At 71.7% G+C, this 13032-nt stretch carries 13 protein-coding genes; 6 read left to right on the top strand and 7 right to left on the bottom strand.

All coding sequences use genetic code 11. The features are described 5' to 3' along the window. Positions 1-2: 2 nt before the first annotated feature. The 3 genes from ABZ887_RS14790 to ABZ887_RS14780 all read right to left on the bottom strand — a co-directional run bounded on the left by ABZ887_RS14790 (position 3) and on the right by ABZ887_RS14780 (position 2770). Positions 3-998, bottom strand: coding sequence for a DNA cytosine methyltransferase (locus ABZ887_RS14790; RefSeq protein ID WP_361288167.1), 996 nt, complete (start codon positions 996-998; stop codon positions 3-5). Further along, positions 995-1396 (bottom strand): very short patch repair endonuclease, encoded by a 402-nt coding sequence (locus ABZ887_RS14785; RefSeq protein ID WP_361288164.1) that lies wholly within the window; start codon positions 1394-1396, stop codon positions 995-997. Before ABZ887_RS14785 ends, ABZ887_RS14790 begins: the two co-directional genes overlap by 4 nt. Positions 1397-1759: 363 nt before the next feature. After that, positions 1760-2770 (bottom strand): hypothetical protein, encoded by a 1011-nt coding sequence (locus tag ABZ887_RS14780; RefSeq protein ID WP_361288161.1) that lies wholly within the window; start codon positions 2768-2770, stop codon positions 1760-1762. Between the two features lie 76 nt (positions 2771-2846). Here ABZ887_RS14780 and ABZ887_RS14775 point away from each other — a divergent pair, with 76 nt between their 5' ends. Continuing rightward, on the top strand, positions 2847-3137 hold the full coding sequence (locus ABZ887_RS14775; protein WP_361288158.1) for a DUF1905 domain-containing protein: 291 nt from the start codon (positions 2847-2849) through the stop codon (positions 3135-3137). Between the two features lie 110 nt (positions 3138-3247). Here ABZ887_RS14775 and ABZ887_RS14770 read toward each other — a convergent pair whose 3' ends face one another. Further along, the gene (locus tag ABZ887_RS14770; protein ID WP_361288155.1) at positions 3248-4720 is read right to left on the bottom strand and encodes a beta-1,6-galactanase; all 1473 of its coding nucleotides are present in this window, start codon (positions 4718-4720) and stop codon (positions 3248-3250) included. A 287-nt stretch (positions 4721-5007) separates the two neighbouring features. Here ABZ887_RS14770 and ABZ887_RS14765 point away from each other — a divergent pair, with 287 nt between their 5' ends. Both ABZ887_RS14765 and ABZ887_RS14760 read left to right on the top strand, forming a co-directional pair. After that, entirely contained in the window at positions 5008-5796 is a 789-nt protein-coding gene (locus ABZ887_RS14765) for a class E sortase (RefSeq protein WP_361288153.1), read from the top strand. Between the two features lie 433 nt (positions 5797-6229). Beyond that, on the top strand, positions 6230-6835 hold the full coding sequence (locus ABZ887_RS14760) for a hypothetical protein (RefSeq protein WP_361288150.1): 606 nt from the start codon (positions 6230-6232) through the stop codon (positions 6833-6835). Between the two features lie 81 nt (positions 6836-6916). Here ABZ887_RS14760 and ABZ887_RS14755 read toward each other — a convergent pair whose 3' ends face one another. After that, entirely contained in the window at positions 6917-8335 is a 1419-nt protein-coding gene (locus ABZ887_RS14755; protein ID WP_361288147.1) for an MFS transporter, read from the bottom strand. A gap of 91 nt (positions 8336-8426) precedes the next feature. Here ABZ887_RS14755 and ABZ887_RS14750 point away from each other — a divergent pair, with 91 nt between their 5' ends. Continuing rightward, positions 8427-8954, top strand: a complete 528-nt coding sequence (locus tag ABZ887_RS14750) for a helix-turn-helix domain-containing protein (RefSeq protein ID WP_361288143.1) — start codon at positions 8427-8429, stop codon at positions 8952-8954. A 173-nt stretch (positions 8955-9127) separates the two neighbouring features. Beyond that, positions 9128-9985, top strand: coding sequence for a fumarylacetoacetate hydrolase family protein (locus ABZ887_RS14745; protein ID WP_361288140.1), 858 nt, complete (start codon positions 9128-9130; stop codon positions 9983-9985). 96 nt (positions 9986-10081) lie between these two features. Here the strand turns inward: ABZ887_RS14745 and ABZ887_RS14740 are convergent, their stop codons facing one another. Beyond that, a complete protein-coding gene (locus ABZ887_RS14740; protein WP_361288137.1) occupies positions 10082-10582 on the bottom strand; it encodes a heme-degrading domain-containing protein in 501 nt (166 codons plus the stop codon). After that, positions 10582-11658 (bottom strand): Gfo/Idh/MocA family oxidoreductase, encoded by a 1077-nt coding sequence (locus tag ABZ887_RS14735; RefSeq protein ID WP_361288134.1) that lies wholly within the window; start codon positions 11656-11658, stop codon positions 10582-10584. Before ABZ887_RS14735 ends, ABZ887_RS14740 begins: the two co-directional genes overlap by 1 nt. Positions 11659-11706: 48 nt before the next feature. On the opposite strand from ABZ887_RS14735, the gene ABZ887_RS14730 reads away from it, so the two are divergent. Then, positions 11707-12825, top strand: a complete 1119-nt coding sequence (locus tag ABZ887_RS14730; protein WP_361288131.1) for an ROK family transcriptional regulator — start codon at positions 11707-11709, stop codon at positions 12823-12825. The last annotated feature ends 207 nt before the right edge of the window (positions 12826-13032 follow it).

Genomic DNA, 13032 nt, shown 5'->3' with positions numbered 1-13032 from the left:
GTCTAGCCGGCAGCGGGGACTGCTGGATCCCGAATCAGCGCTGCGGCGACAGCCCTCCCCAGCGCCTCTCCCACCGGCGGTGGTGTCGCGTGCCCGACCTGGCGATATCTGGCGGTCTTCCGCCCAGTGATCTCCCACGTCTCGGGAAAGCCCTGCAGCAGCGCGGCCTGCTCAACGGTGATCTTCACCATGTTGTCCCTGCCGAGTTCGGGGTTCCAGACGAAGTCCGCGTCGGGCACGACGTCGCCCACAGTGTGACCGTTGACACCCATGGTCGCCCAGGTCCGCTTGGCCCCCGTCGGTCCGAGGTCCGCGCCGCCCCGGTTCTTCGAGCCACCGACCAGAGTGGGTGCCGGTCGATCGGCCTGGGCGACCCAGCGGGCGGCGTCCGGCCAACCCCGGGAGGCCATGGTCGGCCCCAGAACGGCACCGACCGTCTTGGGCTGCTGCACGGTCGGTGCCGGTGGCCGGAATGCCGCGGCCCACTGCCGCTCGATGGCGACGAGGACGCCCTGCTTCCGGTTCTGGGGCACGCCGAAGTCGACCGCGTTCACGACGAACCAGCTGAACTCGTAGCCCAGGTGGGCCAGTTCGGCTCGGGCGAAGTCACGGAAGTGCTGGTAGGCGTCCGAGTGCGCGAGCCCGGGAACATTCTCGATGAGTACCGCACGAGGCCTGATCGCATGGACGAGAAAGATCGTGGCCTCCAGCAACCGCTCCTCCGCACGTGAATTCGCGCGTCCGACGGTTGCACTCGACTTCACCCGTGGCAGGCCCGCGGACAGAAGGTCCACGTCGTGGCTCACGGTGTACTCGGCCGGGTCGAAGTCCATCAGGTCGGTCTGCAGTACGTTCCAGTGCGACCGGTTGGCCCGCAGAGTGCCGACGGCGAGCTCGTCGTCGTCCAGCAACAGGCGCGGCTCGAACCCCGCCTGTTCCAGTCCGAGGGCGAGCCCACCCGCCCCGGAGCACACGTCGACGAAAGTCAGTCCACTCATTCTTTCCTCCCCCGGGTCCCTTCCGTCCGGCGCCGCTCCACGGCCGCTACCACTCGTACGGCCACTTCCCCAGGAGCCTCGTGCTCCCAGAATCGCAGCACCGTCCAGCCTTCCGCGATCAGATGCTCGGTCGTCTCCCGGTCGCGGGCCATGTTCCGATCCAGCTTGCGGCGCCACCAGTCGGCGTTGGCCTTCGGGTGGGTGGCGTGCTGGGGACAGCCGTGCCAGAAGCAGCCGTCGATGAGGACAGCGACCTTGGCCCGGGTGAAGGCCACGTCGATCCGTCGCCGGGGCATGCCCGGCACGGGGTACTCCACGCGGTATCGCAGACCGGCCGCGTGCAGCAGCCGTCGTACGGCCAGCTCAGCCTCCGTGTCTTTGCTCGCCTGCTTGCTCATGCGGGCGGAAACGGCAAGAGAGGAAGGGGTGACATCTGGCACGGGGGTATTTTGCCGGCGTTGCCGGATCGGCGTGCAGCCAGTGAAGTATCTGCCTCGCTGGAGCGGCGATCTTCGGCCTAGGAAGGCCGCCCGCTTCTTTCTCAGTGTCGTGCCTCCGCGGCCCGCCTCAAGGGCGCTCCCGCTCCGCTGCGCTCCGCGTCCGCGTCGGCTGCGCCGATGGCCCTTCGGGCCACCCTTGACCCGGGCCGCTCCGGCACGGGGGAGAAGCGAGCGGGCGGCCCGGGGAAAGTGGGCGGCTTGGCGGGGTGGGGGCGCGTTCAGTGCGTGGGGGCACGCCGGGTCGGTTCAGCGGAGGGCGGCTCAGACGCCGTGGCAGGCGTCGTACGGCTGTTCCAGCCCGCACCAGCAGTCCGACGTGCGCTGTGGGGGCCAGGCCACTGCGCGGCCGCGGGCTGCGAGCGTCGTCGCGTACTGCGGGAGCAGGGTGGTGTCGCCCGGGGACGAGCCCTCTGAGGCGGCGAAGGCCTCGTAGGAGGGGACCGTGCCCGTGACGATGCCCAGGTTGCCAGTGCCCGAGGCGGACAGCTCGCGGAGGGAGGACTCTATGGTCGAGAGGTGCTCGGGGTGGGAGGGGTATTCGGTGGTGAGGTCCGGGTACGCCGAGAGGAGTTCCGTCAGTTCGGTTGCCGGCCAGTGCAGGACCGCTACCGGGAAGGGGCGGGAGAGGGCCTCGCGGTAGGTGCCGAGTTCGGCGCGCAGGCGGGAGATCTCTGCTTCCAGCTCCGCCGGGTTGTCGGAGCCCAGGGACCAGACGCGCTTGGGGTCGTGGAGCTCGTCCAGGGAGATGGGGGAGGAGTGGAGGGTGTCGGCGACAGCGTCCCAGTCGTCGTGGGGGAGGCCGAGCATGCGGCGGACCCGGTGGCGGCCGAAGAGCAGGGGGTGCGTGGCGTAGGGGGGTTCGGCGATGTCCGTGAGGAGGAGGGTCGCCGCCTCCGTGAACGTGTCGTGCGCCGCTTCCAGCTCGTCGTGGGATTCCAGGGACTCGGCGACGATCACCCAGGGGGCCGGGTCCCGGGGGGCCGTGGTGCGGATGCCGTCGATGATCGCGCGCGCCTCGGCCTCGTGGTCGTACTCCCACAGGTTCGACGCCTTGAGGGCCCGGACGAGAGGGGCGTTCTCCAGGGTGTCCGGGGTGGCGAGGAGGCGGTCGTAGAGCGCGGTCGCGGCGGGGCGGGCGTCGGCCAGTTCCAGGTGGGCCGCGGCCTGGAGCAGCAGGGCCTCGGCGTCCTCGGGGTAGCGGCCGGCGGTCCGCTCCAGGCGTGCCGCTTCGGCGGTGTGGTCGACGTTCTCGGCAGGCGTGTCGGGGCGCATGAACGACACCGTACTGCCCGGCGGTGACAAACGAGAGGTACAGGTAGGGGGCAGTCGATGCGAGGGGAGTCGTTCCGTGGAGTTCGAGTTCGGTGGGTGTGTGGTGGAGTGGCGGGGTCCCGCTCCGTATTACTTCGTGCCCGTGCCCGAGGAGGAGTGCGAGGAGATTCGGGCCGTGGCAGGTATGGCCTCGTACGGGTGGGGGGTCGTTCCCGTCGAGGCGACCGTGGGCGGGGTGGTCTTCCAGACCTCCCTGTTCCCGAAGGACGGCGGGTATCTGCTGCCGCTGAAGAACGCGGTGCGCAGGCCTGCGGGCTTGGGGGCGGGGGACGCGGTGACGGTGGGGCTGCGGGTTCTGGTGCGGTAGGGGAGGCGGGTTCGGTTGTGGCGCCGGGGACACGGAAGGGGCCGCGTGTCCCCGGCGCCGGTCCGGGTCGGTTCCGGGCCAGGTCGGTTTCGGGTTAGGTCGGTTCCTGGCTAGATCGTCACGCCGTCGATCTGGAGGGTCTGGACGGCCTTCGCCGCCACCGACACCGCCACCGTCTTTCCGGACAGGTAGGTGTCGGAGTACGACTTGTACGCGTCGCCGCCCGTCGTCACCGTGTTCCAGCGCGGGACCAGGCCGTTCGTGCCGCCCGTCACCGTCGTGAAGCCGGAGAGGTTGAAGGTGAAGGTCTGGGCGGAGGTGGCGGTGTTGAGAGCCACTATCACCAGGCGCTTGGCCGAGCTGTCGTAGGCGGCTACGGCGTTGCTCACGCCGGTGTCCAGGATCTTCATGCCGGGGCGGATGTGACGGCTGAACTGGGCCATCACGTAGTACTTGGTGGTGATCGCGCCTGCCGCCAGGGTGTCGGCGTCGTACGCGATCATTGCCCAGTTCGTGGAGGGGTCCATGACCTGCCAGTAGACCCAGGCCGTGGGGTGCAGCCAGCGGAAGTCGTAGAGCAGGTTGAAGGCCATGGTGTAGCCGGTGCCGTCGTTGTCGCCGGTCTCGGAGTTCCAGAGGGCCTTGCCGGCCGTCGTGACGACGTCGGTGTACAGGAGGTCGCGGCGGCCGCCGGAGCCCTGGTAGCCGTGGACGTTCACGCGGTCCACGTAGCCCTTCGTGGTGGAGGAGAAGGCGCTCCAGGTGGTGCGGGCCAGGTCGTAGCTCGTCTCGTCCGAGGCCGAGATCTTGGTCGAGGTCAGGCCTCGGCTGTTCAGCTCGCTGCGGAGGTAGGGCAGTACGGCCGCCTGGACCGTCGAGTCGATGTGGCAGCCCTCCTGGGTGCCGGTCGCCGTCCACCAGGAGGAGGACGGCTCGTTGAAGGCCTCCACCGTCGCGAAGTTCACGCCCCAGTTGTTCTTCGCGTACAGGGCCACCGAGGCGAGGTGGGAGGCGTGCTGGCGGTAGTTCCAGGACTGGAGGTTGTTGCCGCCGTCGGAGGCGCCGGACGGGTTGTGGTTGTAACACATCCACCACATGGGGGAGTTGGCGAAGAGCTCGGCCGTAGCGCCGCGGTTCACCGCCTTCACGAGCATCGCGCGCTGGGTGGCGTCCGCCGTCCAGTCCCAGGCCGAGGAGGTGGGGTCCTCGTTGTTCCAGTCCTGCCAGTAGCCCTCGATCTGTTTGAAGGAGGGGATGTTGGCGGAGGCGACCATCGATTCGCCGCTCACGCTGTTCCAGCTGCACGCACCCAGGTTGTAGCGGGCGATGTTCAGGCCGAGGCCGGGGAGCGAGGTGCTGTTGTACGTCGTCGACTTGGTGGTGAAGAAGATGTCGGCGAAGTCGTCCCGGGTGCCGAAGACGTTGCCCCACCAGGCCAGCGAGGTGCCCCAGCCCTCCCAGGTGCCGTACGAGGTGGATGGGCTGACGGCGATCGTGGCGTCGGCGTGGGCCGTGCCGGTGGCCAGGGCGCTGCCCAGGAGGCCGCCTCCCGCGGCGGCCAGGAGTGTTCTGCGTCGGATCATGGCTGCTTCTCGACCTCTCCGTGCGGCTCAAACACCGGTTCCTGGACCGGTGTTGACTCGTCCCCCCGCATGCCAACAGGAAGCATCGGGTGTGGTGTGTGAGGTTGTCGAGGGGTGTGACCGTGCTTTCTGACAGTGGTTTCTAAAACCCGTTGAGGAAGCGGGGAGGGGGAGGGAGAGGGGGAGGGGAGGGGGAGGTTCGGGGACAGGGGGTCGCGCGACTCTGGTGAGTTGGCGATGGCCGCCTTATCGTGCGGCACCGACGCGGGGGCGGTGGGAGGTGCGCGGTGCGGGTCGTGGGGCACGGTGAGCGGCGGTGGCGGGCCCGGCGCCGGCGGGTGCTGTGGACCGGGGGCGAGCTCCTCGTCACGGTGGGCGTGGTGCTCATGCTCCTCGTCGTGCACCAGCTGTGGTGGACCAACAGGGAGGCGAAGCAGGGGGCCGAGCGGAAGGTGGCGGCGCTGGAGCGGGAGTGGGGCGGCGGGGGGTCGGACGGTTCCGGGGGCGCCGGCAGCGGAGAGGAGGGCGGCTCCGGTGCGGCCGGTTCCGGGGCGTCCGGCGGGGCGTCCGGTGACGGCCGGGGGCAGACGTCGTACACCACGCGGGTCGTCGCCTCCCAGGCGTACGCCGTCCTCGTCGTCCCGCGGCTCGGGCTGCGCGTCCCGATCGCCGAGGGCGTCAGCAAGCCGAAGGTGCTCAACCACGGGTACGTCGGCCACTACCCCGGCACCCAGCAGCCGGGCCAGGCCGGGAACTTCGCGCTCGCCGGGCACCGCAACACCCACGGCGAGCCGTTCCGGTATCTGCCGCGGCTCAGGCGCGGGGACACGATCGAGGTCGAGACGGAGTCGGCGACGTACACGTACGCCGTGGACCAGATCCTGCCGCAGACGTCGTCCCGGGACTCGGGGGTCGTGCGTGCCGTACCGCGGTCGATCGTGAAGCCGTCGTACGGGTACAAGGAGCCGGGGTACTACATCACCCTCACCACCTGTACGCCCGAATTCACGTCGCGGTACCGGATGGTGGTGTGGGGGAAGCTGGTGTCGATGCGGCCGCGGGCGGGGACCGGGTGACCGTCGGGGGAGAGGGAACGGAGGCCGGGGCGGATTCCGGTGGCCCAGAGGGGAGTTGAGGCGCTGGGGAAGGCCAGGGGGTGGGGAGGCGCCGGGGCTCGGTTCGGCACCGTGGGGTTCTCGGCAGGCGGCGGGCGAGCGCATCGCCTACCGTGGAGAAGTTCAGTGAGCCCGTGGTCCTCGACCGCGGAGTACTCACGTCCGCAGTCGCGGACACACGCGGTGGGGCCGGGAGGACACCGGCCGCCCGCTGTCTCGGCCTCGGCCCGTGACCAGGACCAGGACCAGGACCTCATGGGGTTCTGGGCGTCACGTGTGCCGAGGACATGTGGTGTCCGCGGCGCTTCCTGCTGGCCGGTGCCGCCCTGACATGTGCCGTCGGAAAGGGCACGGCGGTCGCCGAGTCGCAGGCGACTCAAGAACTGGAGGGATCATGACCACGTCCCGCCTGTCTCTGAAAGCCACACTGTGCATGTTCGTCGCGTTGCTGACGGCAGCGCTGTGGACGCAGCCGGCAAGCGCGTACACCTGGGCCCGAAGGGTCACCGTGTACAACGCTTACGGCCTGTGCGTCCAGGGAAACGCAGGAATCGACCACAAGAAGCCCGGCGTGCTCTCCGGCAACCTCGCCTACTCGGAGACCTTCGCGCTGAAGCAGGGGTGCGGTACGGGGCTGAACGAGCCCGACGGCTGGGCCGCCACGCGAGCGGTCGTCTTCAAGTGGAACGGGTCCGGCTGGGACGTGTGCCGCAGCAGCGCCTGGAAGTACGGTGCCACCGGCGTGAACCGGTGGGGTCCGTGGGGGCCGGAGCAGGTCTTCGACTGGGGCGGATGGGCTTCGTGCGGGGCGGGCTTCTACGGGACGCAGGCCGCGGCCTACGTCTGGGACGGGTCCGCATGGCGAGGGGGCGGTGTCTGGTCGGGGTTCGAACAGGCCACCCCCGCGGGAGTCGCGCGCATGCGGCAGCCCGCGACCGGTTCCGCTCCCGCTCCGCACGCCAAGCCGCCCACTGTGCGGCCGGCGGCACACACCCGGTAACGGGCAGGAACGGGAAGCGCTTTGAGGGAGTGTCCGGCGGGTCCGTGAGGGCCCGCCGGACACTCCCGTCCCGGTGACCCGCTACTGCGCCCGCTCCCGCAACGCCACCATCCCCGCCGCCCCCAGCACCGCCACCCCCGCGGAGACCACCATCGCCACGTCCGCCCCGTGTGCCAGGCCGGAGCCGGTCGACGTGGCCAGGGCGATGGTCAGGGCCACGCCCGCGCAGGAGCCGATGTAGCGGAAGGTCTGCTGGGCGCCCGAGCCCATCGCGGCCCGCGCGGCGGGGACCGACTCCACCGCCAGGAGGGGGAGCGCGGCGTTGAGGAGGCCGCTGCCCACGCCGCCCAGGAACAGGCCCGGCAGCAGCCGGGGCCAGGAGCCCGCGTCCAGGGCGCCCAGCATGGCCAGCGCGCCGCCCGCGTGCAGCAGGAAGCCCGCCGCGAGCTGCCAGCGCGGTGAGACCCGGCCCGCGAGGCGCTTGGCCTGCAGGGCCACCGTGAAGGACAGGCCGGACCAGAGCAGGAACAGCCACGCCGTGTCCATCGCGGACATGCCCAGCGTCTGCTGGAGCAGCGCCGGCAGATAGCTGAACAGGCCTATCACCGTCAGGCCCGTGACCAGGCCGCTGAGGGAGGAGGCCAGGAAGCGGGGGGTGCGGAAGAGGGCCAGGTCGATCATCGGGGTCGACGAGAAGCGGCGTTCGACGAGAGTGAAGGCCGCCAGCAGGACCACCGTCGCCGCCAGCAGCAGGGCCACCGGTGCGCGCAGCCAGCCGTCCCGGCCCAGGGTCAGCGCCGCGACCAGGGAGACCAGTGCGAGGCCGAAGGTCAGGGCGCCGGCGACGTCCGGGCGGCCGCCGCGCGGTGAGCGGGACTCCGTCAGCGTGCGGGCGGAGGCCGCGGCCACCAGCAGTGCGGCCGCGCCCAGTACGGCGTACGCCACCCGCCAGTTGGGCATCGCGCCGGCGACCAGCGGGCCGAGTGCGATGCCGCCGCTCACGAACGCGCCCCACACGCCCGTCGCGTGCAGCCGGCCGCGCGGGCTCGGGAACGCGGCCACCAGCAGGCCCAGGCTGCTCGCCAGGATCGCCGCGCTCGCCGCGCCCTGCGCCACCCGGGCCAGGGTGAAGGCCCAGGTGGAGGTCGTGAGGCCGCCGAGGGCGGTGGTCAGGCCGAGGGCGAGGGTACCGGCGACGAAGACCCGGCGGCGGCCGTAGTCGTCGGCCAGGCTGCCCACCACCAGGAGGAGGGCGGCGAGGCCGAGCGGGGTGCCGTTCAGCAGCCAGGCCTGGGCGGAGAGCGGGGTGTGCAGGGCGGCGACCGTCTCCGGGAGCGTGACCACCGGGGCGGTGTACGTCATCAGGGCCACGGCGGTCGCGGCGCTGGTGAGGGCCAGGGTGGGGCGGCCGCTCGGGACCGTGGCGGCCGTGGTTTCCGTGGCGTCCGTGACCGTCGCAGATGCAGGTGCGGATTCCGGATCCGGGCTCGCACGCTTCATGGTTCTTTCATTGAACCTAGTCATGGGAGTACCGTAGCACCGTTGGTTCGTTCATTGAACCTGCGACAGGGAAACTGACTAAGGTGGCCCCATGGCACTGGGCAAGGACTACGCGACACAGGAGTGCTCGATCGCCCGCGCGCTGGAGGTCGTCGGCGAGCGCTGGACCCTGCTCGTCGTCCGCGACGCGCTCTACGGCGTCCGGCGCTACAACGACTTCCTGGCCCACCTGGGCATCCCGCGTGCCGTCCTGTCGGCCCGTCTGAAGGCGCTCACCGAGGGGGGGATCCTGGAGAAGCGCCGGTACCAGGACTCGCCGCCCCGGGACGAGTACGTCGTCACCGAGCGCGGGACCGCACTGTTCCCCGCCCTGCGCGCCCTCGGCGTCTGGGGGCGCGAGCACTTCATGGAACAGCAGCTGCGCTACTTCCGGCACGTGGACTGCGGGACCGAACTCGGCTCGTACGGCGAATGTCCCGCCTGCGGAACCGTCGTACCCGTCGCGGACGTTCTCGTCACACCGGGGCCGGGACTCGACCCCGACCCGGCGGACCCGGTCAGCCGGGCGCTCCTCAAGCCCAAGCGGCTGCTGGAGCCGCTGGAGACCGATCACGTGTGAGCGGCCGACCGGTCGAGCAGCCGACCCGTCGAGCAGTCGACCGCGGTCCAGGCTACGGTCCAGTACGTGAACAGGCTCTTGCCCGCTGCACGCTCATCTTGGAGGATCGACCAGTCCTCCGATGGCTGCACCCATCGGTCGGGCGACTGCTGTCAAGGGAGATGGTGACGACCATGAAGCTGCTGCGAGTCGGTACGGCGGGGGCGGAGCGGCCCGCGCTGCTCGACGCCGAGGGTGTCCTGCGGGACCTGACGGGGATCGTCGACGACATCGACGGGGCGCTGCTCGCCGACGACGCGGCGCTCGGGCGCGTCCGCGCCGCCGCCGACGCCGGGGAGCTGCCCGCGCTCGACGCGACCGGGCTGCGGATCGGGCCGCCGCTGGCGCGGATCGGCAAGGTCGTCTGCATCGGGCTCAACTACCACGACCACGCGCGCGAGACGGGGGCCGAGCCGCCGGCCGAGCCGGTCGTCTTCTTCAAGGCCGCGGACACGGTCGTGGGGCCGAACGACACCGTGCTGGTGCCCCGCGGGTCGGTGAAGACCGACTGGGAGGTGGAGCTGGCGGTCGTCATCGGGCGTACGGCCCGTTATGTGGCCGACGACGAGGACCCGTTGGCGTACGTCGCCGGGTACGCCGTCGCGCACGACGTGTCCGAGCGGGAGTTCCAGATCGAGCGGGGCGGGACCTGGGACAAGGGGAAGAACTGCGAGACGTTCAACCCGCTGGGGCCGTGGCTGGTGACCGCGGACGAGGTCGGGGATCCGCAAGGGCTGTCGCTGAAGCTCTGGGTGAACGGGGAGCTGAAGCAGGACGGGACGACGGCCGAGCAGATCTTCTCGGTGGCGGAAGTGGTGCGGTACGTCAGCCGGTTCATGGTGCTGTACCCCGGGGACGTGATCAACACCGGGACTCCGGCGGGGGTTGCGCTCGGGGCGCCGGAGCCGAAGCCGTTCCTGCGGGCCGGGGATGTGGTGGAGCTGGAGATCGGTGGGCTCGGGCGGCAGCGGCAGGAGCTCAAGGACGCCTGAGGGGCGGGGGGTTCCGGTGTGCGAGCGGCTGCGGGTCGTCCGTGGTTGCTCGCGCAGTTCCCCGCGCCCCCGAAGGGGCGCTGCAGCTGTCGGCGCTTACAGCTTCAGGAAGCTTTCCAGGGCCTCCACCACGAAGCGGTGGTCGTCCAGTTGGGGCAGGCCCGAGACCGTCACCGTTCCGATCACGCCGACGTTCTCGACGGTGATCGGGAACGCGCCGCCGTGGGCCGCGTACTCGTCGGGGTCCAGGCGGGAGGACTCCTCGAACGTCGTGCCCTTGGCCCGGAAGCGGGCGCCGACCAGGTAGGACGCCGAGCCGTAGCGCTCCACCACCCGGCGCTTGCGGGCGATCCACGCGTCGTTGTCGGGGGTCGAGCCGGGCAGGGCCGCGTGGAAGAGCTGCTGGCCGGCCCGGTGGATGTCCACGGCCACCGGGGCCTGGCGCTCCCGGGCCATCTCCACCAGCAGGGAGCCCAGCGCCCACGCGTCGTCGTACGTGAACTGCCGGAAGACCAGGCGGTGCTCCTGCTTCTCCAGGTCCTCCACCGACGGGGTGAGTTCGGGAGCGAATCGCGGGGTGATCTGCGGGTGCTGCATCAGAGGGTCACCGTCACCTTGTCTCGTGCCGAACGGCGGGCTGCTTCCAGTACGTCCAGGGCGGCGGCCGCCTCCAGCGCGGTCACCGGGTTGGGGCCCTCGCCGCGCAGGGCGGCGGCCACGGCCGCATAGTAGGCGGGGTAGTCGCCGGGGAGGGTGGGGACGACCCGGCCGCCGCCGGTGACCGGGGACTCGCCGGCGCCGATACGGCCGTACAGCGACTCCGGTTCGAGGCCCCAGGCGTCCGTGGCACCGGGGCGCTCACCCGTGCGCAGGGCGTCCTCCTGCGGGTCCAGGCCGTACTTGACGTAGCCGGCCTTCGAGCCCAGCACCCGGAAACGCGGGCCGAGCTGGGCCGTCGTCGCCGAGACGTAGAGGTGGGAGCGGACGCCGTTCGCGTGGGTGACGGCGATGAACGTGTCGTCGTCGGTCTCGGCGCCCGTCCGGCGGATCACCGACTCGGCGTAGACCTCGGTGGCAGGGCCGAAGAGGACCAGGGCCTGGTCGACGACATGGCTGCCGAGGTCGTAGAGGAGACCTCCGATCTCTGCCGGGTCGCCGGACTCGCGCCAGCCGCCCTTGGGCTGCGGGCGCCAGCGCTCGAAGCGGGACTCGAAGCGCCAGGGGTCGCCCAGCGAACCGTCTTCGAGGAGGCCGCGCAGGGTGAGGAAGTCGTTGTCCCAGCGGCGGTTCTGGAAGACCGAGAGCAGCAGACCGTGCTCCTCGGCCAGGGCGGCCAGCTCGCGCGCCTCGGCGGCGGTGCCGGCGACCGGCTTGTCGACCACGACCGGGAGGCCCGCCTTGAGGGCGGTCGTCGCCAGCGGCACGTGCGTCCTGTTCGGGGACGCGATGACGAGGAGGTCGAGTTCGGCGGCCCGGTCGAACAGCTCGTCGGAGGTCGCGACCGTCCGGACGTCCGGGAACTCGGCCTTCGCCTGCGCCTGCCGCTCGGGGTTCGAGGTGACGACCGTGTCCAGGGCGAGGCCCTCGGTGGCGGCGGTCAGGGGGGCGTGGAAGACGGATCCGGCGAGGCCGTAGCCGATGAGGCCGACGCGCAGGGGAGTGGCAGCTGTCATGCGTCCTACTTTCGCAACGCTGTTGCCAAAGTGCAAGTGGCAGGGAGAATGAGTGGCGTGAACAGGACGAGGAGCGGACGGCCGGGTGTGGTCGGGGCCAATCTGCCGGCCATGCGCAGCCACAACAGCGCGCTGGTGCTGGACCTGCTGCGTACGGCGGGGGAGGACGGCATCAGCCGGCTCGAACTGGCCGAGCGGACCGGGCTCACCCCGCAGGCGGTCAGCAAGATCACCGCCCGGCTGCGGGAGGACGGCCTCGCGGCGGAGGCCGGGCGGCGCGCGTCCACGGGCGGCAAGCCGGCCACCGTGCTGCGGCTGGTGCCGGACGCCGGGCACGCGGTGGGGATCCAGCTGGACCGGGACGAGCTGCGCGCGGTGCTCGTCGATCTCGACGGGACGGTGGTGGCGGCGCGGCAGGCGGAGGTGGACCTGGGGGCGGGGGCGGAGGCCGTCCTCGGCGCGGTCGTGGAGCTGGCCGGGGAGCTGGTCGAGCGCGGCGGCGACTCGCTGCTCGGGGTCGGGGTCGGGGCGCCGGGTCCGCTCGACCACATCCACGGGGTGCTGCACCGGGTCACCGGGTTCCCCGAGTGGGACGGCTTCCCGTTGCGGGACGCGCTCGCGGAGCGGTTCGGGGTGCCGGTCGTCGTCGACAAGGACAGCAACGCGGCGGCCCTCGGACTCGCCGTCGGCGGTGAGAGCGGGTCCTTCGCCTGCCTGCTCCTCGGTACGGGGCTGGGCGCCGGCCTGGTGATCGGCAACACCGTGCACCGGGGGGCGCGCACCGGGGCCGGGGAGTTCGGGCACCAGGTGGTCCAGCTGGACGGGCCGCCCTGCCACTGCGGCAACCGCGGCTGCATCGAGGCGCTGTGCCTGGCGGCGGTGGCCCGCGGCGACGTGGCCGAGGCCGCGCGGGTCCTCGGCGTCGGAGCGGCGAACCTGGCAGGCCTGCTCGACATCGACCTCGTGCTGCTCGGCGGCCGGACGATCGCGGCCGCGCCGGAGCCGTTCGTACGGGGGGTCGCCGCCGTCCTCGACGACCACACCCGGCGGGAGGGGAGCCTGCGCACGACGGTCCCCGTCCGCCTCGCCCCCGGCGGCGGCCGCGGCGTCGCGGAGGGCGCGGCCCAACTCCTCCTCGCCCCACTGTTCGGCCGCGCAGACGGCTAGCCGCCGCCCGGCCACCGGCGGGGTGGGCAGAACCGACGGGGCGTTTTGAGCACGGGTGGCGTAGCCGACCAAGGGGCGCGGGGAACTGCGCGACCAGCCCCCACCGGCCCGCGGGTGGTCACCGGCCGGTTGGGCACCGCCGGAATCCGCCGTCGTGGCTGATCGCCGTCGCGGCGGGGTGGGGGGAAGCGGCGGAGTTGGGTCGAC

Source organism: Streptomyces sp. NPDC047061 (assembly GCF_040643955.1).
Classification (GTDB): Bacteria; Actinomycetota; Actinomycetes; order Streptomycetales; family Streptomycetaceae; genus Streptomyces.
The sequence above is the reverse complement of the archived record's forward strand: the minus strand, read 5'-3'. Positions and strand labels throughout refer to the sequence as shown.